Below are 24,764 nucleotides of genomic sequence, written 5' to 3'. Positions count from 1 at the left end.
TTAACTTCTATGTCAAAACTTAACAAATAACTATAACGCAACTCGCTATGCAGAATTTTTTTACAAAGCAACCGATATACGTTTACTTTTTTATCATTTCTATTGTATTAGCTTGCATTTCATAATTAAAATGTCAATCTAAGAATAGTTAATGTTGTAGTAAAAATTAGTATCAAATAAGTTTTGTCTTTTTTGCTTCGATCATCTTGGTTAGCATATATTCTACGCCATTCTCATCATTACTTTTAGTAGTGTAATTTGCAACGGCTTTTACATTAGGGTGCGCATTTTGCATCGCAAAACTATAGGTAGCCTGAGACATCATTTCCAGATCATTATTATAGTCTCCGAATACCATAGTCTCTTGAGGTGAGATATTAAGACTTTTTTGAAGGTTTTTGAGTGCATGACCTTTATTGGCGTCGTTGTGAGATAAGTCAAGCCAGACTTTGCCAGAAACTTTTACTTTTAGTTTGCTTTCTAAGTGTTTAAGAGATGGATATAGATATTTTTCTGCCCCTTTTTCGTTGCAGATAGCAATTTTTAGATATTGATCATCCACTACTTGGGATAAATCCTCTACGATTTCATACCTACCGTAAAACTCATTAAGCATATTTACAAAGTCCTGCCCATAATTTTCGATATACGCTTTTTTACGGCCACATAATATTACTTGCGACCCTTTTAGATCTTTGGTAACGTCTAGTAAATCTAAATATGTTTGACGATCAATTTCTGTGGTTTGTAATTCTTGATCTTTATGCATTGTTAAGGCACCATTCTCCGCAATAACAATCATATCATTTTTGATGGTATCTAGTTTATGTATTATACTATAATATTGTCTCCCACTTGCCGCAACAAAAGTGACTCCCAAATCTCTTAGTTCATCGAATAGGTAATAGAAAGATTGACTAACTTCTCCTCTTGAATTGAGAAGTGTACCATCCATATCTGTTGCAACCAGTTTTATTTGAGACAAATCCATAGCTTAAAATTTAAGAGGCAAAGGTATAGTAGTTTAAAATAAGAGACTACATTGTAATTGTAATATTTGTATTAAATAAGAAAAATGACCTTAGCCTTTAAGGAACTAAATTTTCTTATTAAAACTCCCTTGAAGATAAACTTAACAAAGTATAACACTTTTTTACGAACAATATAACAGTTGTTAATCTTATAAATGGTTGATTTTACAGTAATTTTAAGGGAGAAAATAGTTTTAAATATCATTGTTAACTCTTAAAAAAACCTATTAATATGAAAAACTTAAAATCTTTAAAGGAGTCGTTATCGTCCAAAAAACAAGGAAGCAGAGAATTGACGGCAGAGGAAAGAAAAGCAATTAATGGAGGGCAATTTGATACTCTGGAAGAATGTTATGAAAATTGTGGAGGGACTGATGGTGGCTGGGGCTATTATTCTGGTAGCGGAAAATGCGAACCTACTGGACAAGGAGATTGGGATTGTTATGAAAGTTAGAAATTAAATAAAACATATTAATTTAGTAAATACGATCTACAAAAATAGGTCGTATTTTGTTTTAAATTGGATTATCACTAAATGAAAGAAGAAATTTCCAATCATCTACTTAATGATATAGCATTTCTTATCGAGGCCAATGCAACTAAATCTATTGAATTAAATACAGTATTTCTTGTTGGAAGTAATTATAATATTAAAGATGTAAGAGAAGTTTATAATAAAAATTCCGATATAGATATTATTGTTTTATCAGAAGTAGATTCTTTTCAAATTCATACAGAACATAAGGGGGTAAAATTTGACATATGCATTGTTAATCTAAATGATACTATTAATTTGGTTCTGGCAGCTTTTAATGGTTCACCTATGGCAGGTAAAGTATTTTCTTCTATTAGTTCTTATAGGATCATAATTGATAAAAAAGGGGTAGGGATTTCTTTTGTTGAGGTTATACAAAAAATCTATTCTATTTTTACCCAAGCGTGTTTACCAAATTATAATGCGAATCATATTTTTTTACATAATATAGCTGCAAACCTTACTGATACTCGAAAACAAAATCCTTCGGAATCATTTTTTGCCTATAATAGATTATCCAACCATTTGTTTGATTACATTTCGAAATTAATATACCCTTTTCATACAAGTGGATCTTATAGAGGAAAAATTTTCAAACAGTATATTGATGATCTTGAAGAGCAGCTACTTCTAAAAACCAAAGATTTTATGGCTATGCAAGATTCACTAGTCCTATATTATATCAATAAGTTTTCTCCGGTTACCAGAACTAAGTATAAAGCAATAGAATATTCTTCATCATTAGAAAAAGAAATTTTATCAGGTAGTATTACTACTTTTTATTTTGGACTTGACAATCTAATTTCCGAATCCATAGTTATGTTTCTACCCGAGGAAGAATTTTTTAAAAACAAATTGGCATATAAATTACTTGATTTAAATAATATAGTACCTTGTTTTTTAGAAGATCAATTAAAAGTGTATTACTCTTTTTTAACAAGAATATCTAAAAAATATTTTTCATCAAATATCAACGAAAGAAAGTATTTACTGAGCTTAATTATTAATAGATTTGAAGAAGAAGGTTTTGAAAAAACAATTATAGCATCTTTGAAAGCAGTATTAATAATAAAATCTTCTCAAGAAATCTCGAAAGAAAATGTATTAATAGGTTTAGAAGGTTTTAAAGAATGGTTGTTAGAATTAGATATTGTTCTTCCTTCTATAAAGCATGATAATGATTTATCTGAAAATATTGGGAACGAACTTTCCACACTTTTCAAGTATATAAATCCTAGCGATTTTACTAAAGAAAAAGAGCTTAAAATAGGTTACATTTTTTTCGGAATAATGAAGGCACTTAGAATTAACATTGAAGATCTTGATTTATGAAATTTTTCCAAAAAGAAATTAAGCTAAAACGATATTCCAGAGGTTTTCATCTGATTACAGATGAGGTGCTTTCTGAAATTCCAGAAATTAATAAGATTGAAATCGGACAATTACAGGTGTTTATAAAGCATACTTCGGCTAGTGTAACCATTAACGAAAATGCTGATCCAACTGTGAGGCAGGATTTTGAAAGTCATATGAATAGCATAGTTCCCGAAAATGCTCCATATTATGTGCATACTTATGAGGGTTCTGATGATATGCCTGCTCATATTAAGGCCTCACTAATGGGTACTTCTATACAAATACCTATTACCAGTGGGAAATTGAATCTAGGAATCTGGCAAGGAATTTATTTATGCGAACATCGAAATGATGGGGGCTCTAGAAAGCTGGTAGTAACAGCTTTTGGTTCTTAAAACCAGTTCGCCCAAGGAATTCTTGAGAGCATCAATATCCAAGCTATTGTATAAAAAATTGCCAGCATTTTAAACTTGGGAGTAGAGGTTAACTTCTTTTTGTGCTTAGAATATCCAATAGTTATAAAAACCACCGTTAAAATCATTACAAGAGGGTGTTCTACATTATATAGCCTTAATAAAGGGTCTTTCATAATTTCACCCATTCCAATACCTTCAGTAAACCAAACAATAGTAGGGGAAACAAAGAATATGATGATACCAATTACTAACTGTAGGTGTGTCACGATTAAGCCAAAAAGTGATATTCTAAAATCTTTAGGTGCATATTCTCTTTTAGTAAAAAAACCGATTAATGCATTAATTGTGGCAAGAGTTACAATAAGAACAACTAGATATGCCCAATAAGAGTGAACGATTTGTATTGCTTCGTACATAATGAATGATGTGTTTAGTTTATCCAAAGGTAAACATAATGTATAAAAAAACCTCGCTCAAATTGAGCGAGGTTTTTTAATTTTAATAACTTATTTTATTAGAACTTATAACTTAAACTAGCATTCCAAGTTCTTCCAATTCCTAAGAAATAACCGAAAGAGTCTAATTGATTAATGTAAGAAGAATTAAATAAATTCTTTACATTTCCTCTAAATGTCAGCTTATCATCACCAAAATAAAATTTATAAGTAATACCTACATCTACAAGATCGTACGAAGGTAATCTATCAGCTTGGTAAATTTCTCCATTAAATGATGCCTGAACAACATCTTCTGGGTCAACAAAACCGAATAAGTCAGTATATATGTTGTAATCAACATCAAACGATAAATTAGTTAAAATATCAAAGTATCCACTGGCACCAAAGGAAGTCTGGGGTGCATTACCTACCTTAGTTCCAGTTAAGTCAATATTTCCAGTATTTATGATAGTTGCTGTTTGATCATTAGTAAGAGTAAAAGGAGAATTTCCTTCAAATTTCCAGTTACCAATAGAACCATATCCTTTCACTCTCCATTTTCCACCTTTTGGTCTATATTCAAGATCGAATTCAAGTCCTTGGTGAATTTGCCCAACTCCAGTTAATCTATAAGTAGTGAAGTCACCATTTGATTGCTCTGGACCATTAGTGTTTAAGAAACGATTTGCCCATTCAGTTCTGTAAACATCAATATTTAAGGCAAAGTTTGATCCTCTAAATCGATATCCTGCTTCGAAACCTGTAATTTCTTCATTATCGATTTCTGGTTCTACTATGTCATTTGAATTTCTAATATCAGCAAATACATTGTCAAGGAATGGCTGACGTGAAAAGAATCCAGCATTTGCATATATTGCGTGCTGTGCAGTAAGGTTATAAGAAGCTCCTCCTTTTAAGTTGTAGCCTACTTTATTTAATTTTTCAGATTTACCTAAACCGTTACCAGTTCCTACAAAACGACCATCTCTTTGGTAAGATTGAGTAGATACAGCTGCTTGAGCAAATACAGAAAACTTGTCTGTAGAATATTCAGCTTGACCAAACCCACCTAAATAATTAATATCTTCAGAATAATCGAATTGTGTACGATTTTCTTCGTCTGCAAAATCAAATAAAGCAGACCATGGATTTGCTTCGAATTCTTCCGTAAACACATAGTCACTTGGTCTATCAGTTCTAAAGTTATCTACGAAACCATTAAGTCCTAATAAATCGTTAACTTGTCTAAAGTGATCTCCGTGGTATAATCTTCCATCAAAACCAATATTAAATGCCCAGTTTTCTTCTAATTCAATATTTAAGTTAGAAAGTAATCCATACCAGTTATGATTGTTTACAGAGGATCTTCTTATATAAGAACTTCCAAAGTTTCCAAAACCATCACTATCTGCGGTTGCGATATTGTTTTCAACAATTCGATCAAAGTCGATATTATCATTATTGTTGTCATTAACTCGAACTCTACCTCTACCAAGACCTCCAGTTCCACCTCCACGTCCCCAAGAGGCATACAATACGGTGGACAAGTCTAATTGATCATTAATATCAAAATCCCAGTTAAGATTGGCAACAGGTTTATGATAATAGTTTCTTCTTTCAGTATAACGTTCTCCATTTAAGAAACCTGAGTTTCTATTATGTTTCTCACCAAATTCTTCAAATACTTCTAAATCTTGAGAGAAATTTTGTTCGTGCCACTGAGGCGCTCCAGTAATCAAGAGATTAAAAGTATTACGGTCATTAGGCTTATACCCTACCGAGAACAAATAGTTTTGTCCTCCACCGGCAGTTCCTTCAGCATACTTTCTGTGTGCTTGCCAGTTGTCCACTAAAACTGAAAATGCCCATCCACTATTGGTTAAACCAGAGTTATAACTAATTGTTGCTTTTCCGTAACTATCATTACCTCCTAATAATCTAACAAAACCACCTTTCCTTTGATCTGTAGTTTTGGAGACAATATTGATGGTACCACCAACAGAGGAGATTGCTAGTTTAGAAGATCCTAAACCACGTTGAACCTGAACTGCATTTGCAACATCAGACATACCAGCCCAATTTGACCAGAAAATTCTACCATCTTCTGGACTGTTAATAGGTTGACCATTTAATAAAACTGCAGTATTAGTGTTATCAAAACCTCTTAAGAAAATCTGACTATCACCAAATCCTCCTGCTTGATTAGAAACGTATACAGAAGGAGTATTTTTAATTGTCTCCGTAAATTCTACGTTACCTGCAGCTTTTAATTGAATATCCTCTCCTTTAATTGTAGATACAGCAATTGGTGTCTTTCTGTTTTCTGCTAAATCGACAACTCCTGTTCCTACAATTACGATTTCTTCTAGAGAGTTATCTAGTGATAAAGTGATAATTCCTAAATCAACATCTCCATTGGTTACGTCATATTGAATATTTTTTGATCCAAAGCCAACATAAGAGACATTAACCGTCCCTGTTTGATTAGTAACTTTTAATGAGAATTTACCATCAAAATCAGATGAAGTTCCATTATTAGTTCTTACTTCTAAAATATTTGCTCCAGGCAGTGGAGCATTCGATTCAGCATCATATACTGTTCCCGTTACTGTTCCTTGTGCAAGGGTTCCTGAGACCGTTGCCAAAAGAATTACAACAAATAAAAATGTAATTTTTTTCATTATAATGAATTGAGTTAATTGTTTGGCGCAAAAGAACAAATCTTTACGCAATCTAAGTTTATCTTAATGTTAAAATTTTTACATAAAAATTTAACGGTTTTAAGGTAACTCTATTTTGTATTTAATTGATTTGTAGATTGTTGAAAATATTCAAAAGTTATTAACTAATAAAAAATTAACTTAAATACTTTTTTAGGAGTGTTTTTGTTGACGAATCATGGTCAGAAATCTGCGAATTATCGATTTCATTTAAAATTTTTGTAGCCAATTGCTTACCTAGTTCTACACCCCATTGATCATAACTAAATATATTCCAGATGACTCCTTGAACAAAAATTCGTTGCTCATACATAGATACCAATGCTCCTAAACTTTTAGGGGTTAATTTGTTAATAAGTATGGAGGTGGTAGGTCTGTTGCCTGCAAAAATTTTAAACGGAACTAACTGTTTTAGTTTGGCTTCAGGAAGATTTTTGGATTTCAATTCTTCAAGAACTTCGGTTTCAGTCTTTCCGTTCATTAAAGCTTCGGTTTGAGCAAAGAAATTAGCCATTAATTTATCCTGATGATCTTTATCTCCGAATAAGGGATGTTTAAAACCTATGAATTCTGCCGGAATAAGTTTCGTGCCTTGATGAATTAACTGAAAGAATGCATGTTGGGCATTTGTTCCTGGTTCACCCCAAATGATAGTACCTGTCTGGTAGTCAATAAGATTTCCATTACGATCTACACTTTTTCCATTACTTTCCATAATCCCTTGTTGTAGATAGGCTGGTAATCTATGTAAATACTGAGAATATGGTATGATGGCTTCGCTTTCTGCACCGAAGAAATTGTTGTACCAGATACTAAGCATTCCTAAAATAACGGGTATATTTTCTTCGAAATTCGCAGTTCTGAAATGCTCATCCATTTCATGTGCACCTTCTAATAAGGACTCAAAGTTTTTGTATCCTACGGATAGACTTATGGATAATCCTACTGCACTCCAAAGCGAAAAACGACCTCCAACCCAATCCCACAATGGGAAAATATTGTCTTCAGTAATACCAAATTCAGTTACATTAGGGATATTGCTTGATACCGCGACAAAATGCTTACTTACTGCTTCTTGAGAAGCTTTTTTTGTAAACCAGCTTCTGGCGGTAGTAGCGTTTGATAATGTTTCTTGAGTAGAGAAAGTCTTGGAAACTACTACAAATAATGTAGTTTCGGGATTAAGATCTTTTATGTTTTGGTGTACGTGATCTCCATCTACATTTGATATAAAATGTACTTTTAGGTGATTTTTGTAATATTCTAAAGATTCAGTGATCATTGCTGGCCCAAGATCTGAACCGCCAATACCTATATTTACTATGTCTGTAAATGGTTTGTTTGTGTACCCTTTTAATTCACCATTAATAACCTTATCACAGAATGTTTCAATTTTGTTTTTTATGTTAGATACTTCCGGTACTACATTTTTGCCGTCGACATTAACAGTTTTGTTTGAGGGAGTTCTTAAAGCAGTATGAAGTACTGCCCTTTCTTCAGTTTCATTTATGATCTCTCCTTCAAAATAACTTTGTATTGCTTTGTCAAGCTGTACTTCTTTAGCAAGATCTACTAAAAGTTTTTTGGTAGTTTCATCAATTCTGTTCTTAGAATAGTCTACATAAAAATCATTCCATTCCATTGAGAATTTTTCAGCTCTATCTGGAGATTGTGCAAAAAGATCTTTTAAATGGGAATTTTTTATATGCTCATAATGGTTTTGCAGTGCTTCCCAAGCTTTTGTGGTGGTGGGATTTATAGTTGGTAATGCCATGTGGTTATAAAATTTCTTGTTTCGGTTTGAATATAATACTATCTAATTTTGTTTTCATTGGTTCTATATGCTTAAAATAAGCAGGTCGTAAACTATCATTAAGAGGTTTTGATGCAGGCAAATCTTCTCTAAAAGGATCTACTTCTTTACCATTTTTCCAGAAACGGTAACATACGTGTGGTCCGCTTGTATTTCCTGTCATTCCGATGTATCCAATAACATCTCCTTGTCTTACGAATTCTCCTACTTTTACAGCACGTCTGCTCATATGTAGGTATTGAGTGTCATAAGTGGCATTATGTCTAATTTTCACATATTTACCATTTCCTCCTTTTCGTTCTGACTTGGTAATAGTACCATCGGCAGTTGCCAAGATGGGAGTTCCAACCGGTGCAGCAAAGTCTGTTCCACGATGTGGTCTTATTTTGTTTCCGTAATATCGTATTCTTCGTTTAAGATTATATCTTGATGAAATCCTACTAAACTGAACAGGTGCTCGTAAAAATGCTCTACGTAAGTTATTTGCATCCTGATCGAAATAATCTGATGTGTTATTGATAGTATCATCTTCGAACTGAAAAGCATATATGGGTTTGCTTCTGTGTTCAAAATAAGATGCTTTGATTTCACCAATTCCTGCTGGTATTGTGTCATTTATGTATTTCTCTGTATAAATAACTTTAAATTGATCTCCCGCCTGAAGTCGAGTGAAGTCAATAGTCCATGCGTAGATATCCGCCATTTTATAGGCAACCAGAAAACTAAGGTCCATATCATCAAAGGTCTGAGATAGGTTGCTTTCTATAGTTCCAGAGGCTATTCTTTCTACTATTTTTACTGGCTTAGCACTTTTTCTGGCAATAATGCTATCTCTAAAGTCAACAACTGTATAGTCTATAAGTCCATTTTGATACACAAAAACCTGTGCTTTTTCGGTAGTATCTTTAGATTTAAGTAGTGTGTATGCTTTTCCTGCAGTGATTCTTGCTACATTAAAAGTGTCTTTGATTTTGTTTGAAATTTCAAAAACTTTTGCTCTGGTAATTCCATGACTGTCTAAAATAGCTCCAAAACTATCGCCCGGTCGAACGGTATCTCTAACTACATTAAAATCATTAAGATTGTAGCCAAATTCTTTGATAATCGGAGGTGCTTTTTCTTCTTTAATTACTTCCGGAACAATAACAGTTTCTTCTTTTTTTTCTTGCTGACATGAAATCAATACTACTGCAATAAGTAGCATGTAACCTAAATTCTTCAACTGACTTTATTTTGTGGTATTAAATTGATGGGTAACCCATTGCTGTCCCCAATTTTCTTTTTCTTCTGCGCTCCAAAGATTAGGGAAAAATATAATCCTTTGAAAACTAGGGGGTAAAAACTTTTTCCAGTTGGTTCCTCCAGTAGCCAATACTTGGCCTTTATCTCTGTTGAGATATCTATAGGCGGCACCCATATGCATTAATAACCAGTTAATATTCACATTGGTGTCAAAAGTACGCAATGCATTAATAAGCTGCACATTATTTTGCTCTTTTTCCGGAAGTTCCAGATATCTATGATAAATTGTACTTTGTTTTACCTGATGTGCAATACGCATCATTCTTGGAGTATATCGATATTCGAATTGCTTAAGCGTAAGCGTTTTTTCACCAGTTTTAATATCCGTTGCTCCAGATTTCCAGTATAAATGTTCATAGGTCTCTTCCAGAGGATCTTCCTCAGAAAATTGATCTCTTTCCTTGCTATTGACTAGATTTGCTAAAGGAGTAGCATATATTTCAATCATTCTGAATTGAACGGATTGAAATCCACTAGCAGGCAATAAAGACATTCTGTATTTTAGGAATTGATCTTTATCCATTCCTTTTATCATAACATCAAAGGAATCTATCAGCACTTTGAAGTATCTATTGATTCGATCTAATTTTTTAGTAAAAAATTCTGCTGTCTGAAGTTTATCATCAATGATTTGTTTTAGCTCATGAATAATTAGCTTAAAATAAAGTTCGGTGATCTGATGATACATAATAAAGATTTCCTCATCAGGAAAATGTGTTCTCGGGATTTGTAAACTAAGTAAAGTGTCCAAATGAATATAATCCCAATAGGTAAGGTATCGATCGTGTAGTAAACCGTCTAAATAGGATCCTAGATCCTGACCGGAATTTTTAAATTTTTTCTCGAGTTGCTTTATTTTTTCGGCAATCTCGGGTTTTATGGATTCGTCCATTAATCTATAACAATTTTAAAGGGATGCTTAAGTCCTTTAAAAGCATCCAAATCCGCCTGAATGGAACCAACAACAATATCAGCCTTAATTTTTACAGGCATACGATTATCATCGTCGCTTACCCAGACTGTTAAACTTTCTTCTTCCTTAAATACTCTTTCTGCTTGTACATAAGGACGAAATTTAAGGCAACGAATTTTTCCGACTTTGGTTTTAATAGTTTCTCTACCAAGAAATTTTAATTTGAATAAATAGTTTTCATTGTCAAAAAACATATTAACGAATTGCTCGTCTCCTTTCTTTAGCGAAGATACATCAATATTATTTCTTAGGTAATAAAACGAAGACATCATGTCTTGGATATTATCGTTGGTAGTAAATGTTTCTTTTTTGTTATATTTTTTATTAAAAACCAGGGCTTTTTTGTTTTCGTGATCAAAATTGATCTCAATATCTTTAGTATGCCCTCCCTCGTTAATCTTACGAATAAAACGATAAGGTTTGACTTCGTTTTTATCTATGTAGGTTTCATAATAATCTTCTACTTTAAAGAAGGCGCTTAAAAGACCTGAAGATTTACCTGTGCCAACAATGTGATAAACAGGCATATTATTAAGAGTTTCTTCCTTAATCTCTAAGGTAGCATAACTAGCTGTAAACCATCCATAGTGAATTCTGAATTTAAACCATTCTCCAGTATCAAAAGAGCTATGGTTTTCTTGAGCAATAGAAGAAGTTGCAATCAAGATTAAAAACAAAAGTAAGCATCTTTTCATAACTATTTTGGGTGTTGTTTTATTTAACATAAATACGATTATTACTGGTATTTACAATATCTATTCCAAAAGTACTATATAATATAAACAGATAAAAATAGGGAGTATTACTTAATTCCTAAAAAAAGTAATAAAAAAAGAGAGCCACCACAGCTCTCTTTTACTTTTATTAACCAACTAAAAACTTAAATTATGAGAATAATTATTGTTTTTGGTATAAGCAGTAACCACTCCGCTTATAATACAAACATCAGCTTTTTTTGCATAATTATCAAACGAAAACGTTTTTTTATTATCATATTTAACAAAAATTTAGGCAGAAACCGATTATTTTTCAATAATCGCAATTTATTAACAAAGGTTACTTTGATTATTCAAAGGATTTAAATGAGTCTCTAACTTTATAGAGTTCCCCTTTGTTCTTGTTCTCTTTCTATAGCCTCAAATAATGCTTTAAAATTTCCTTTACCAAATGATTGCGCTCCTTTTCTTTGGATTATTTCGAAAAACATGGTTGGTCGATCTAGCACTGGTTTGGTAAAAATCTGAAGAAGATATCCTTCATCATCACGGTCAATAAGAATCCCTAGTTCTTTTAAGGGCTCAAGATCTTCGTCAATTTCACCAACTCTATCCAGAACAGTTTCATAATAACTGGCAGGTACTGTAAGAAATTCTACTCCACGATTTTGAAGAGCAGAAACTGTTTCTATAATGTTATCTGTAGCTAATGCCATGTGTTGTACACCGGCACCATTATAAAAATCGATATATTCTTCGATCTGAGATTTTTTTCTTCCTTCAGCTGGTTCATTTATAGGGAATTTTATTCTTCCATTCCCGTTACTCATTACTTTACTCATTAAAGCGGTATACTCTGTAGAAATGTCTTTATCATCAAAAGATACTAATTGAGCAAACCCCATTACCTTGGCATAAAACTCACACCATTTATTCATTTCATTCCAACCCACATTACCTACCATATGATCGATAAATTTTAGACCAGTATCTTCTGTTTTAAAGGGTTTGTTCCAAGGCATATAACCGGGCAAGAATACTCCGTTATAATTTTTCCTTTCTACAAAAATATGAACCGTTTCTCCATAAGTATGTATTCCTGAGAATACTACTTTTCCATGCTTATCTTCTTTTGTGGTTGGTTCCATATAGGATTCAGCACCACGCTTGACTGTTTCTTCGTAACTTTTTGTAGCATCATCAACCCATAGCGCAACAACTTTGACTCCATCTCCATGAGCGTTGATATGTTTATTGATATCTCCATCAGGTTGTAAAGGGGAAGTAAGAATTAACGTTATTTTGTCCTGGCGTAAAACATAAGACACACGATCCTTAAGGCCAGTTTCCAATCCGGCATATGCAATCGGTTGAAATCCCCAAGCAGTTTGATAATAGTATGCTGCTTGTTTGGCATTACCTACATATAATTCTACATAATCGGTTCCTAAAAGAGGTAAAAAATCTTCAGCTTGTGGAACGGTTTTTTCTAAATCTTGAGGTGTTATATTTGTTGACATAATATTTTAATTTGATAATTAGTAAATGTGTTTGTTTCTGAAACTCTTAGGATATTTCTATTAAACCTACCACATTGCTCTAAGGTGAGCGGTAATATCTTTTCTATAATTCAACATTGATCAATATTTATATTTTTTATACTTAATCTAACCAAGATTTGTGATAGTCATCATCAGCTATTTCCATCGCTTCCTTTGTTACCATAAGAGGTTTAAAGGTATCTACCATTACAGCTAGTTCATCTGTCTTAGTTTTACCAATACTTCTTTCTACAGCTCCAGGATGAGGTCCGTGTGGAATTCCAGCAGGATGCAATGAGATATGACCAGCATCAATATCGTTTCTGCTCATAAAATCACCGTCTACATAGTAGAGCACTTCGTCACTATCAATATTGCTATGATTGTATGGAGCAGGAATGCTTTCTGGATGATAATCGTATAATCGAGGAACAAATGAACAAACCACAAAGGCATCTGTCTCAAAAGTTTGATGTACTGGAGGTGGTTGATGTATCCTTCCGGTTATGGGTTCAAAATCATGAATTGAGAACGCGTAAGGAAAACTATATCCATCATAACCTACTACATCAAAAGGATGCGTGGCATAGATCATGTCAAAGATTTCATCTTGTTTTTTTACTTTGATTAAGAAATCTCCTTTTTCATCATTGCTTTCTAATTCATATGGAGTCCTTAGATCTCTTTCACAAAAAGGGGAGTGCTCTAGCAACTGCCCGAACCAGTTTCTATATCTTTTTGGAGTATAAATGGGTCTTCTGGACTCTACTATAAATAATCGATTATCAGTTGTGTCAAAATCTAATTTGTAAATAGTGCCTCTAGGGATCAAAATATAGTCCCCATATTTAAAATCCAGATTTCCTAAATGACTTCTAAACTTACCACTTCCACGATGTATGAAAATTAATTCATCAGCATCCGTGTTTTTATAAAAGTAATCCGAAGTAGATTCCTGAGGAGCGGATAAAATAATACTTACATCACTATTAGTAAGTACATTTTTTCTGCTTTGTAAATAATCTTTTTCTGGATTAATTTTAAACCCGTGTAATCGATAGGATTTAATATTATTTTTAATAGCAATTTCGGGAGCTACACTATAGCTTCCTTTTATTTCTTTTACTTGAGTAGGACGATGATTGTGGTATGAATTAGTGGACATTCCATCAAAACCAATAGTTCCAAATAATTGTTCATAGTAAAGGTTACCGTCAGGTTTTCTGAAGATGGTATGACGCTTAGGAGGTATTTTACCTAAAGAATGATAAAAAGGCATGTTTTTAAGATTATGGTATTAACTATTATGTTTTAAAAAAAGTAATGCAATAGTAAACCTCTGCCTTATTCCGGATTTCGCTTGATAAGGTAGTGTAGTAGCAATAGTAAATCGTGCCAGTACAGACTCATAATACTACAAATATCGGAAATATTTCCGTCTTTTTTAGGTAATTTGTTTTAAAACCAAAAACCAACACTAAAATACCATTCTCCTTCCTTTAGTTCTGGAGAATATGAATATTTTATTTGTATAGGCCCGGCAAAAGTTTCTAAGCCATAACCCAAAGCATATCCAGAATATTCAGGAGATTCCAGCCATTGACCATTATCAAATAAATTATTACCAACATTTGCGTAATTAGCAGAAGCATTGATATGGTTTTTTGAAAAAATTTCATAATCAAAAGTAATGGCCGCTTTGGCATAACTATCTCCTACGATATTCAAAAAATTATATCCATAAAATGGAACATTATTATTAATTGTTTTTGCTCCAAAACCACCAACAAAGAAGTTAAGACTTCTAAGGTTTTCTTCTCCAAATCTTCCGCCAGCACTTAATTCTAAATTAACCGATGTTTTATTAAAAAGATTAAAAGCATAGCCAAAATTAGCTTTAGCAACTACAAAATTACTGTCTTCACTATTGGGATTGTTATCTAATAAATAATAATTAGCATCTCCTTCGAATAAAAAACCTGAACTAGGAAAATATTTGTTATTATAACTGTCAAACCTTAGATAACCAAAAGCACTTCCATAATCACTATTATCAAAAACAAACCGTGGTAATTGATCTTCATCTTCTCCTATGGTTTCAGAAATAAGTCTAAATCTTCTATACTCTGCTCCAACTCCTAATGAAAAAGTTTGATTTAATAAAGTTTCTAAATAGAACTGGGTTTTAAAATCTAAAAAATCTAAATTAATCTTATTGACTTCAATATCAGGTAAATTAAAATCTTCTCGTACCAAATCATACTCGACATTTCTGTTAAAACGATTAAAGCTATTCTTCAATCCGATGCTCCAGTAGAACCCCTTATCTATATAATAATCAAAATCATATCTAATATTATCTCCCAAAGCTATGTCGAATGAGAGGACATCATTATTAAAAAGTAAGCTTTTTTTGGTAAAATTTACCAAGGCAGCTGTTTTATATAAGTCATCATAATGTAATGCGAAACGTAATAGCATAGTGTTTTTAGATTCTTTTACATTAAGAACTAATTCTTTGCCAGCTTCTGTATCGGTTAATCGATGACTTACCCTGTCAAAATTACCTGTTGCAGACAGATTATTAATACCTTCATATAATTTTTTATAGGTAGTAGTTTTGGGTGTTTTTAGTTTTAGTTTTCCTTTGATATAGGATCTTGTATATCTTTCATTTCCTGATATTACCAAGCTGTTAATGAATAGCGTATCTGATTTTTTTGGAACTGTTACTTTGGGAGGAGAAGTTTTTTGACGTCTTTTTATGGCTCTCAATTTTTCATAACTGGCAAAAGCAGCTTTTTCTCCATTAGCAATAATTTTATCTACTTGATCAAAGGCTATTAATGAAAAATCAGAAATAGATGGTTTTATGTATACATCAGTTTGCGGCATTTTATTTTTCATCGCTTTAATTGTCCGGAAATTACTTATTTGTAACATAATATTGGTTACAGAATTTAGTTGCTCTCTTGGTATTAAGCTGTCTTGCACATCAATTCCGATTATGATTTCTGCTCCTTTTTTACGTATTTCTTCAATAGGATAATTATTAGCAACACCGCCATCGGTCATTAGAATACCATCTAATTCTATAGGACTAAAAATAGAAGGTAGTGCTCCACTGGCAGAAACTGCCTCTGGTAAGTATCCTTTATCGAGTAGAATTTGTTCTCCTGTTGCAATATTGGTAGACATACAGAAAAAAGGAATCGGTAGCTTGCTAAAGTCATTAATATCGTGCACGTGAGAAGTTAAACGGGAGAATTCATTAAAAAAGTTCTGTCCTTTTGATAAGCCTTGTGGTAGTCCTATTTTAAAATGATCAAAAGGAAGGGTGAGTGCATATTTTTCAGAATCTTCACGTTCATAAAAAGTTTTAGCTCTTCTAGGCAAATCATCCTGTATCAACACATCAAAATCTACAATTCTGAAAATAGAATCTAGCTCTTTGGCAGTGTATCCAGAAGCATATAATGATCCTACAATTGCTCCCATACTGGTTCCTCCGATATAATCTATTCTAATACCAGATTCCTCAATAATTTTTAGAGCCCCAATATGAGCCAAACCTTTTGCACCACCACCACTTAAAACCAATCCAACCTTAATATCTTCTTCGTTAGGATTTATCTGAATTTCAGAAGTACTTTTATTTTGAGAAAACAAGGTGTTAAATGCAAAGAATACCATAGTCACTAATAAAATATTTAATATTTTTTTTGAGGTAATTTGCATAAGGGGTTTATTCTTTTTTAGTAAGATAGTAATTATACACTTTGGTTGCGCGCGAATCTCCCACTACTTCGCTAAGTTCTTTTTTTGTGGCTTCACTAATTCTTTTTACAGACCTAAAATGTTTCAATAATTCTACGACTGTTTTTTCTCCTATTCCGGGAATAGTATCCAATTCAGTATTCAAAGCTTCCTTGCTTCTTTTTTGTCTATGAAAAGTAATACCAAAGCGATGGGCTTCGTTTCTAAGATGTTGTATTATTTTTAGGGATTCGGATTTTTTGTCAAGATACAAAGGTATTGAGTCTCCTGGATAGTAGATTTCTTCTAAACGTTTTGCAATTCCGATAATAGTTATTTTACCTCTTAGATTAAGATCGTCTAAAGCTTTTAATCCAGAAGAGAGCTGACCTTTTCCTCCATCCACAATTACTAATTGTGGTAATGGCTGCTCTTCATCTAACAATCGTTTGTATCGACGATATACAACTTCTTCCATAGAAGCAAAGTCATTGGCGCCTTCTACTGTTTTAATATTGAATTTACGATATTCTTTTTTACTTGGTTTGCCATTTTTAAATACCACACAAGCTGCAACAGGATTGGTTCCTTGGATATTAGAATTATCAAAACATTCTATATGTCTGGGTTCTTCCGGCAACCTTAAATCTTTTTTCATCTGGGCCATCAGCCTTTTTATATGTCTGTCTGGATCAATAATTTTGATTTGTTTGAATCGTTCCTGACGATAATATTTTGCGTTTCGCAACGACAAGTCTACTATTTTCTTTTTATCTCCAAGTTGCGGAACCGTAATTTTTATATTCTCCCCAACATCAACGTTAATAGGTGCAAATATTTCTTTGGACATAGATCCAAATCGTTGTCTTAATTCGATGATTGCTAGTTCTAATAGTTCTTTGTCGGTTTCTTCTAATTTCTTTTTAATTTCTGTGGTATGAGACCGTATAATTGCACCATAAGAAAGTTGGAGAAAATTAACGTAGCCGTATGATTCATCAGAAATTATAGAGAATACATCTACATTACTTATTTTAGGATTAACAACAGTAGATTTTGCCTGATATTTTTCTAGTACTTCAATTTTTTCTTTTATTCTCTGGGCATCTTCAAACTCCATTTTTTCAGCATAATCTGACATTTGCTTTCGAAATCTATTCAGAGAATCTTTAAAGTTACCCTTTACAATTTGACGAATTGCTTCTATATTTTGACGATACTCTTGTTCTTCTTGCAGACCCTCGCAACCTCCTTTACAATTGCCTAAATGATATTCCAGGCAAACTTTATATTTACCGCTATCTATTTTTTCTTGTGATAAGTCATAGTTGCAGGTTCTTAGTTGGTATAAACCTTTAATAAGATCCAGAAGAGTATTTACTGTTTTGAAATTAGTATAAGGGCCAAAGTATTCAGAGCCATCTTTTATTAAATTGCGAGTGGGAAAAATTCTGGGAAAACGTTCTTTCTTAATACAAATCCATGGATATGTTTTATCATCCTTAAGCATCACGTTAAAACGTGGTTGATGCTTTTTGATAAGATTGTTTTCTAATAGTAATGCATCTGTTTCTGTTTCAACCACTATATGTCTTATGGAGTTGATTTTTTTAACTAACACTTTAGTCTTATAATTATCGTGATTTTTTGTGAAATATGAAGTAACTCTTTTTTTTAGGTTTTTAGCTTTGCCTACATACAGTAATTTATCATCTTTATCGTAATACTGATAGACACCAGGACCTGTTGGCAATATTTTGACTTGTATTTCTAATGAAGCTTTTTGCATAAACTAAGCGTAAATTTAGCGCTTTACTGGAATTATTAAACACACTTAATAGGAATATTATGTTAAAAACTAAAGTTCAATTTAACTATTAAAAAGAATTATCATATAGAATGCTTCTGGTTTTTTATTACTTTAGTAATTATATTATTTTAAAGGTATTTTTTTGAAGGATCAGAAAAAAATAATTGGAAGGACAGATAAAGTAGATTTTCCCCTTTTGGCTTTAGAAGGTATTGATGCGAAAGTTGATACAGGTGCTTATACATCTTCAATACATTGTAAAGAAATCAAAGAGGTTGGTCATATATTAGAGTGTCGTTTTCTTGACCCTACTCATCCCGAGTATAATGGCAAAAAATTCACTTTTAAGAACTATGATATTACTGCAGTTAAAAGTAGTAATGGAAAAGTGGAAATTAGATATGCTATTAGAACAAAAATCACTTTATTTGGCAAAACACATGCTATAACATTAACATTATCTTCTCGTGATGATATGCGTTTTCCTTTGTTAATTGGTCGTAAATTTCTCAGTGGAAAATTTTTGGTAGATCCGCAGTTAGAAGACCAATCTTATAATTTAAAATCCGAATGAATATAAAAATATTATCTCGCAGTGCGAGTTTGTATTCTACCAATGCCCTAGTTCAAGCAGCGGTAAAGCGTAAACATAATGTTCAGGTAATTGATCCATTAAGTTGTGATATTGTGATTGAAAAGAAAAAACCTGAAATTTATTATAAAGGGAAAAAATTGGATCATGTAGATGCGGTAATTCCTAGAATTGGTTCTTCTATTACTTTTTATGGAACTGCGGTAGTAAGACAGTTCGAGATGATGAATGTTTTTACTACCATACAATCTCAGGCACTTGTAAATTCTAGAGATAAGTTAAGAAGTCTCCAGATTCTTTCTAAAGCTGGTTTGGGATTGCCCAAGACTGTATTTACAAATTATTCTAAAGATGTTTCTGAAGTTATATCTCATGTAGGAGGCGCGCCGCTTATTATCAAGTTGTTAGAAGGTACGCAAGGGTTGGGAGTTGTATTGGCAGAAACTAAAACAGCAGCAGAATCTGTATTAGAAGCATTTAATGGATTACAAGCAAGAGTAATCGTTCAGGAATATATTAAAGAAGCTAAGGGCTCTGATATCAGAGCATTAGTTGTTGATGGACAGGTGGTTGGTGCTATGAAAAGACAGGGGAAAGAGGGTGAGTTTAGATCAAATTTACATAGAGGAGGTAGTGCAAAAATTATCGAATTATCAGATGAGGAAGAAAATGCTGCAATAAAGGCCGCTAAGTCCTTAAAACTTGGTGTGGCAGGTGTTGATATGCTGCAGAGTGAAAGAGGACCGCTTATATTAGAAGTAAATTCTTCCCCAGGTTTAGAGGGCATTCAAACAGCGACTGGAAAAGATATCGCGAAATCAATTATTCGTTTTATAGAAAGAAGTGTATAAACAATATGACAGCAACTGAAGAAAACGATATCCTGAGTATTTTAGGAGAAAATATTCCGCTTGGTACTAGCAAAACAATCAATTTTAATATAGCTAACCTATACACTTCTACAAAAGTAGAAATTCCTATCATTATTGAACGATCAAAAAAATCGGGACCAACAATATTAATTACAGCTGGAATTCATGGAGATGAGATTAATGGAGTAGAGGTTGTGCGTCAGATTATCGCCAAAAAAATTAACAAACCTGCAAAAGGAACTGTTATATGTATTCCTGTTCTTAATGTATTTGGTTTTTTAAGCATGAACCGTTTTTTTCCTGATGGAAGGGATCTTAATAGAGTATTTCCAGGAACTAAAAATGGTTCATTAGCTAGTCGTTTTGCATATCAGTTTGTCAATGAAATTTTACCAGTAGCAGATTTTTGTTTGGATTTTCATACAGGAGGAGCAAGTAGATTTAATGCGCCACATATTAGAGTTGATCCTAAAAACGAGAAACTTGTGGCTTTGGCCAAAGTATTTGATACTTCATTTATTCTTTTGTCCAAAAATCTGGACGGATCTTATCGTTCTGCATGTGCAAAAAAAGAGGTAGATATTTTATTGTTTGAAGGTGGAAAATCTCAAAACAGTAACAGAGATATTGCTGTAGAAGGCGTACTTGGTACTATGAGGATATTAAAGCATCTGGAAATGTTGAAACCGGAGTTTGTCATACCCAGTAAAGCAGAAAGCAGCATCGTTATTAAAAAAAGCTTTTGGATACGAGCGAAATATAGTGGATTATTACATATTAAAATTCCAATTGGCAAACATGTAGATAAAGGAGAAATACTAGCTACAATTACAGATCCATATGGTAAAATGAGACATGTAGTAAAAGCTACAAACCCTGGATATATAATTAATGTGAATGAGTCTCCTATCGTGTATAAAGGAGATGCTATTTTTAGGATTACAAGAGAATTAGCTTCATAACAAATGGATAAGAAAGAACTAAGGATTAAGTATAAAGAAATGCGATCCCAACTCGGTGAACAAGAGATTGATGATTTAAGCATGGATATTGCAAATAATTTACTGAAGTTACCAATTTGGGAGCAATCGTTTTATCATATTTTTCTATCTATCCAGAAACATAAAGAAATTAACACGGAATTTATACTTCATATCTTACAAGGAAAAGATAAAAATGTAGTCGTGTCTAAGAGTAATTTTAAGAATAATACATTAGAGCATATCTTACTTACTGATTCCACAGTACTAAAGGTAAATTCTTGGGGCATTCCTGAGCCAATGGATGGAATCCCAATTCCTGAAGATAAAATAGAAATAGTTTTTATTCCATTATTAGCTTTTGATCATAGAGGAAATCGTGTGGGTTATGGCAAAGGTTTTTATGATAAATTTTTAGCCAAGTGTGATCCTAAAACTCTTAAAATTGGACTTTCTTTTTTTGCTTCTGAAGAAGGGATTAACGAAGTTTTGACCACAGATATTCAACTTGATTATTGTGTGACACCATCAGACATATATACTTTTAACTAATGATGCGCAATTTTTAATGTCATGTGTAGTTATAGTGTATTAAGATTTTAATTTTACCCCAGCATGCCCCATATTATGAAGAGTGTTTGCATCATAGATGATGACAACATGTACGTTAATTTAGTTAGTAAAATTATTGAAATAAAGAGATTGTCGGAAAAGGTAATCGTATTTAATAATGGTAAGGAAGCATTAGATTTTTTTATTGATTCTATAGAAGATACAAAAGAAAAGATTGTTCCTCAGGTTGTATTCCTTGATCTTAATATGCCCATTATGGATGGATGGGAATTTTTAAGAGAATTCACAAAAATCAAGCATGAAATCAGCGAAAAAATAGCGTTGTATGTAGTAAGTTCCTCTATTGACAGCAGAGATATTGATAGAGCAAAATCTATTGAAGTGGTTTCAGATTATCTAACTAAACCGATTAAATTAGATGATTTTGAAAAAATCTTAGTTTAAGTGATTATGCTTCTTCTTTCTTTGGGAAAGCTCTTTTGTTAAAAACTAAGAGTAAGAACACACCAATACTAATAGCAGAATCTGCAACATTAAATACAGGGTCAAAGAAGGAGAAAGGTTTGCCACCAAAGAACGGAATCCATTCTGGTAAAATATCATCATAAAAAGTAAATTGGATCATATCTACTACTTTCCCGTAAAACACACTTTCATATCCACCACCTTCTGGCATAAATTCAGCTATTTGAGTCATAGTGCTCGCATTAAAAATAACTCCATAAAGTATTGAGTCTATAATATTCCCAAAAGCCCCAGCAAAAATTAAAGCAATACAAAATGTTAGGATTCTGGAACTGTTTTTACGAACAGAGTCATATAGCCAATATCCAATACCGGTAATCGCAACCAATCTGAATAATGTAAGCACAAGTTTTCCGTAATTTCCAGGAAGTTCAAATCCCCAAGCCATTCCTTTGTTTTCTACAAATACAATTCGGAACCAACTAAAAACAGGTACTTCTTCATGTAGTGTAAAACTAGTCTTGATATATATTTTGGAAATCTGATCTATTAGCAGAACTAAGATTATAACTAAAATAGACTTCTTTAGGGACATAAATTTCTCTTATTTCATACATTGACGGACAAAAATAGTGTTTTATTTTGTTTTGTAAACACTAATATTTCCAGTAATGGATTTTAATTTGATTTGATGTTCTCCAAAAATTTTATCGGAGTTAATCACTCCTGATTTGGTTGATGCATTAATTATTGCATTTTTAGTATATACTGTAATATCTCCTTCCAAGGTATTAACGATGGCATTACCTATAAAATCATGTAGTAGACAATCTCCAGAGTTAAGCTCTACAAACAATGATTTTATTTTGGCTTTTAACTCCAGAGAAGCAAGTCTGGATGTAATAGTTACGCTAAGATGTTGAGGTACTTGTATTTTTACTTTCAATACAATTACTTTATGAGCACTTAACTTGTCATTGTGATTTTCAGAAAACGGTTGAATGTCATCAAGAATGGTAAGAGCGTTTTCCTTCCGCTTTACATTTATCAATACATTATTTTGATATTCTCCTTCTGATAAAGCACTTACTATGATTTTGTTTTCAGAGGTATTGGTTACTTCTACCTCAAATGTATTATCTAACATAATAAAAACTTCCGTCAGGTCAGTCGCGTCAATGCTTTTGTTAAAACTTGATTGAGATTGTATCGATACCGACAGCTGAATAAAAAGAAAAAAGAAAAAAAGCTTCTTCATATTTTTCGAAGGTAGCTTTTTTCCTTGTTTTATCCACATGGTGAAATTTAATGCTTTAAGATTGGATGTATTTGGTTAGAAACTATTGTTTTCTCAAAAAGATATCTCCGCTAATTGTCTTAAGATGTAAATTGCTTTTAACGTTGCCAAAGGTTCCCGTTACCTTACTGCCTACCACTCTATTTTTTCCCTGATCAAACTCCATTTCTTTATCAGAATAGATAAGACCGGTAATAGTTTCTGCCAATAACTTGGATTGAGAAATATTAATATCAATATCGCCACTAATGGTTTTTAGAGTTAATTCTCCACCATACTTTTTGATATCGATATTTCCACTAATAATATCAATTTCTAGCTCTCCTTGATAGTTTTCTGAGATAACATTCCCAGATATACTTTTTATTCTCAAACTAACATTTTTAGGAATGTAAAGTGTGTAATTAGATTCCATATCTAAGTTATTGCAAGGGCCCCAATTATTCTTATTATTAGATCCTCGTTCTTTATTCCATTTTTTGAATAAATCACCATAACTAGATTCTATGTCTAAAACGGAAGAAGAGTTGTCTATTTTCAGATCAAAATAATTATCAAATTCTCCATCATTGATACTTACTTCGGCCTTAAGGTAGACATTACTTTTGTCCCAGGTCTTGATGACAATATCTTCAGCAAATTTGAACTCTATGTTAATTCGATCGGCAGAAGTAGTGATTTCTTTTTCAATTACTTTTTGCGCATTTAATTGAAATGTTATACAGCATAATGCGATAAGATTTACTAAAATTTTCATGATTTTTTGTTTTTGATTGATGTATGACCTCTTTATTGTTTTCTCAGATAAATATTACCTGTTGATGATCTTAGGCTGATTTCTACTCCGCCATTATTTAATTCTGTTTTTATAGTTCTCTTGCCACCGACTACTTTCAAACCACTTTCTGGAACTGGAAATTTAATATCGAAATCTGTAAAGATTTCACCCATTGTTGTTTTCATTTCTAGATTTGCTGAGGTGTTATTAGGAAGGCTAACATCAATGGCTCCAGTTGCGGAAATCAAAGAAATTGGTGAGTTCTGACTTACTTTGTTGAATACAATATTAATTTCTCCAGTAGCTGTTTTGGCAACTATAGGACCGGTAACATCTCTAAATGTCATACTACCGACATTAGTTGTAGCTTCGATTTCTGATGAAAAGCCATTTACAACCAAGCTACCCAAATTGCTTCTTTCTACTTTAATGTTGATGCTCTTAGGAAGAAATATTTCTAGTGTTTTGCTATGCATATTTTTTAGGTTTCTAACGATCAGTGTTCCTCCTTCTTTTTGTACATATACTCCAAAACCTGTATTGTCACTTCCTCCAGCATATACAGCTTTTAGTCCTTTTGCTTTTTCAGGCATCTTGCGACCATTCCCTATAATCAACAATTCATTTTTATCGTGGGCTTTTATTTTTACTCCAGATTCTGATCCGATTGTCACGTTTTTAATTCCTTGTAAGGATTGTGTATAATCCCCTTGTGCTTGTATGTGTCCAATAGTTATAAAAAGCACTATTGCAATTGCTATATTTTTCATCTGTTCTTTTTTATTGATTTTTGATTGAAAT

At 32.5% G+C, this 24,764-nt stretch carries 23 protein-coding genes; 8 read left to right on the top strand and 15 right to left on the bottom strand.

The window, feature by feature from the left end; all coding sequences use genetic code 11:
- Positions 1-172: 172 nt before the first annotated feature.
- The gene (locus tag Q0975_RS08645) at positions 173-991 is read right to left on the bottom strand and encodes an HAD family hydrolase (RefSeq protein WP_299435342.1); all 819 of its coding nucleotides are present in this window, start codon (positions 989-991) and stop codon (positions 173-175) included.
- Between the two features lie 272 nt (positions 992-1,263).
- Between Q0975_RS08645 and Q0975_RS08640 the strand changes: the two genes are divergently transcribed.
- The 3 genes from Q0975_RS08640 (at position 1,264) to Q0975_RS08630 (ending at position 3,317) form a co-directional block, all read left to right on the top strand.
- Positions 1,264-1,485 carry a hypothetical protein gene (locus Q0975_RS08640; protein ID WP_299435340.1) on the top strand — a complete coding sequence of 74 codons (222 nt, stop codon included), beginning with the start codon at positions 1,264-1,266 and terminating at the stop codon, positions 1,483-1,485.
- 81 nt (positions 1,486-1,566) lie between these two features.
- Positions 1,567-2,898 carry a hypothetical protein gene (locus Q0975_RS08635; protein WP_299435338.1) on the top strand — a complete coding sequence of 444 codons (1,332 nt, stop codon included), beginning with the start codon at positions 1,567-1,569 and terminating at the stop codon, positions 2,896-2,898.
- Entirely contained in the window at positions 2,895-3,317 is a 423-nt protein-coding gene (locus tag Q0975_RS08630) for a secondary thiamine-phosphate synthase enzyme YjbQ (protein ID WP_299435336.1), read from the top strand. The genes Q0975_RS08635 and Q0975_RS08630 overlap by 4 nt, the downstream gene beginning before the upstream one ends.
- Here Q0975_RS08630 and Q0975_RS08625 read toward each other — a convergent pair.
- From Q0975_RS08625 to uvrC, 10 genes are all read right to left on the bottom strand, one after another.
- Positions 3,314-3,754, bottom strand: a complete 441-nt coding sequence (locus tag Q0975_RS08625; protein WP_299435334.1) for a hypothetical protein — start codon at positions 3,752-3,754, stop codon at positions 3,314-3,316. The two genes, Q0975_RS08630 and Q0975_RS08625, sit on opposite strands and share 4 nt — an antisense overlap.
- Positions 3,755-3,852: 98 nt before the next feature.
- Complete coding sequence (locus tag Q0975_RS08620; RefSeq protein WP_299435332.1) at positions 3,853-6,456, bottom strand: TonB-dependent receptor; 2,604 nt, start codon at positions 6,454-6,456, stop codon at positions 3,853-3,855.
- 175 nt (positions 6,457-6,631) lie between these two features.
- Positions 6,632-8,269, bottom strand: coding sequence for a glucose-6-phosphate isomerase (pgi, locus tag Q0975_RS08615; RefSeq protein WP_299435330.1), 1,638 nt, complete (start codon positions 8,267-8,269; stop codon positions 6,632-6,634).
- Positions 8,270-8,273: 4 nt separating this feature from the next.
- Entirely contained in the window at positions 8,274-9,530 is a 1,257-nt protein-coding gene (locus Q0975_RS08610; protein ID WP_299435328.1) for a peptidoglycan DD-metalloendopeptidase family protein, read from the bottom strand.
- A 6-nt stretch (positions 9,531-9,536) separates the two neighbouring features.
- A complete protein-coding gene (locus tag Q0975_RS08605) occupies positions 9,537-10,502 on the bottom strand; it encodes a tryptophan 2,3-dioxygenase family protein (RefSeq protein ID WP_299435326.1) in 966 nt (321 codons plus the stop codon).
- On the bottom strand, positions 10,502-11,278 hold the full coding sequence (locus Q0975_RS08600; RefSeq protein ID WP_299435324.1) for a DUF3108 domain-containing protein: 777 nt from the start codon (positions 11,276-11,278) through the stop codon (positions 10,502-10,504). The genes Q0975_RS08605 and Q0975_RS08600 overlap by 1 nt, the downstream gene beginning before the upstream one ends.
- A 401-nt stretch (positions 11,279-11,679) precedes the next feature.
- Complete coding sequence (gene hppD, locus Q0975_RS08595) at positions 11,680-12,819, bottom strand: 4-hydroxyphenylpyruvate dioxygenase (protein WP_299435322.1); 1,140 nt, start codon at positions 12,817-12,819, stop codon at positions 11,680-11,682.
- 142 nt (positions 12,820-12,961) lie between these two features.
- Entirely contained in the window at positions 12,962-14,119 is a 1,158-nt protein-coding gene (locus Q0975_RS08590; protein ID WP_299435320.1) for a homogentisate 1,2-dioxygenase, read from the bottom strand.
- 179 nt (positions 14,120-14,298) lie between these two features.
- On the bottom strand, positions 14,299-16,578 hold the full coding sequence (locus Q0975_RS08585; protein ID WP_299435318.1) for a patatin-like phospholipase family protein: 2,280 nt from the start codon (positions 16,576-16,578) through the stop codon (positions 14,299-14,301).
- A gap of 7 nt (positions 16,579-16,585) precedes the next feature.
- On the bottom strand, positions 16,586-18,385 hold the full coding sequence (gene uvrC / locus Q0975_RS08580; RefSeq protein WP_299435316.1) for an excinuclease ABC subunit UvrC: 1,800 nt from the start codon (positions 18,383-18,385) through the stop codon (positions 16,586-16,588).
- Positions 18,386-18,548: 163 nt separating this feature from the next.
- On the opposite strand from uvrC, the gene Q0975_RS08575 reads away from it, so the two are divergent.
- The 5 genes from Q0975_RS08575 to Q0975_RS08555 all read left to right on the top strand — a co-directional run bounded on the left by Q0975_RS08575 (position 18,549) and on the right by Q0975_RS08555 (position 21,867).
- Complete coding sequence (locus tag Q0975_RS08575) at positions 18,549-18,980, top strand: RimK/LysX family protein (protein WP_299435313.1); 432 nt, start codon at positions 18,549-18,551, stop codon at positions 18,978-18,980.
- Positions 18,977-19,849 carry a 30S ribosomal protein S6--L-glutamate ligase gene (gene rimK / locus Q0975_RS08570; RefSeq protein WP_299435311.1) on the top strand — a complete coding sequence of 291 codons (873 nt, stop codon included), beginning with the start codon at positions 18,977-18,979 and terminating at the stop codon, positions 19,847-19,849. Before Q0975_RS08575 ends, rimK begins: the two co-directional genes overlap by 4 nt.
- Positions 19,850-19,854: 5 nt before the next feature.
- Positions 19,855-20,832, top strand: a complete 978-nt coding sequence (locus Q0975_RS08565) for a succinylglutamate desuccinylase/aspartoacylase family protein (protein ID WP_299435309.1) — start codon at positions 19,855-19,857, stop codon at positions 20,830-20,832.
- Positions 20,833-20,835: 3 nt separating this feature from the next.
- Positions 20,836-21,402, top strand: a complete 567-nt coding sequence (locus tag Q0975_RS08560; protein WP_299435307.1) for a 5-formyltetrahydrofolate cyclo-ligase — start codon at positions 20,836-20,838, stop codon at positions 21,400-21,402.
- A gap of 75 nt (positions 21,403-21,477) precedes the next feature.
- Positions 21,478-21,867 (top strand): response regulator, encoded by a 390-nt coding sequence (locus Q0975_RS08555; protein WP_299435305.1) that lies wholly within the window; start codon positions 21,478-21,480, stop codon positions 21,865-21,867.
- A 4-nt stretch (positions 21,868-21,871) separates the two neighbouring features.
- Here Q0975_RS08555 and Q0975_RS08550 read toward each other — a convergent pair whose 3' ends face one another.
- The 4 genes from Q0975_RS08550 to Q0975_RS08535 form a co-directional block, all read right to left on the bottom strand.
- The gene (locus Q0975_RS08550) at positions 21,872-22,483 is read right to left on the bottom strand and encodes a lipoprotein signal peptidase (protein ID WP_299435303.1); all 612 of its coding nucleotides are present in this window, start codon (positions 22,481-22,483) and stop codon (positions 21,872-21,874) included.
- A gap of 42 nt (positions 22,484-22,525) precedes the next feature.
- Positions 22,526-23,146 (bottom strand): hypothetical protein, encoded by a 621-nt coding sequence (locus Q0975_RS08545; protein ID WP_299435301.1) that lies wholly within the window; start codon positions 23,144-23,146, stop codon positions 22,526-22,528.
- Between the two features lie 82 nt (positions 23,147-23,228).
- A complete protein-coding gene (locus tag Q0975_RS08540) occupies positions 23,229-23,942 on the bottom strand; it encodes a DUF4097 family beta strand repeat-containing protein (RefSeq protein ID WP_299435299.1) in 714 nt (237 codons plus the stop codon).
- A gap of 32 nt (positions 23,943-23,974) precedes the next feature.
- Complete coding sequence (locus Q0975_RS08535; protein ID WP_299435297.1) at positions 23,975-24,733, bottom strand: DUF4097 family beta strand repeat-containing protein; 759 nt, start codon at positions 24,731-24,733, stop codon at positions 23,975-23,977.
- Positions 24,734-24,764 lie beyond the last annotated feature (31 nt).

It is taken from the genome of uncultured Aquimarina sp., from assembly GCF_947500065.1.
Lineage (GTDB): Bacteria > Bacteroidota > Bacteroidia > Flavobacteriales > Flavobacteriaceae > Aquimarina.
This window is presented reverse-complemented; position numbering and strand designations above follow the sequence as displayed.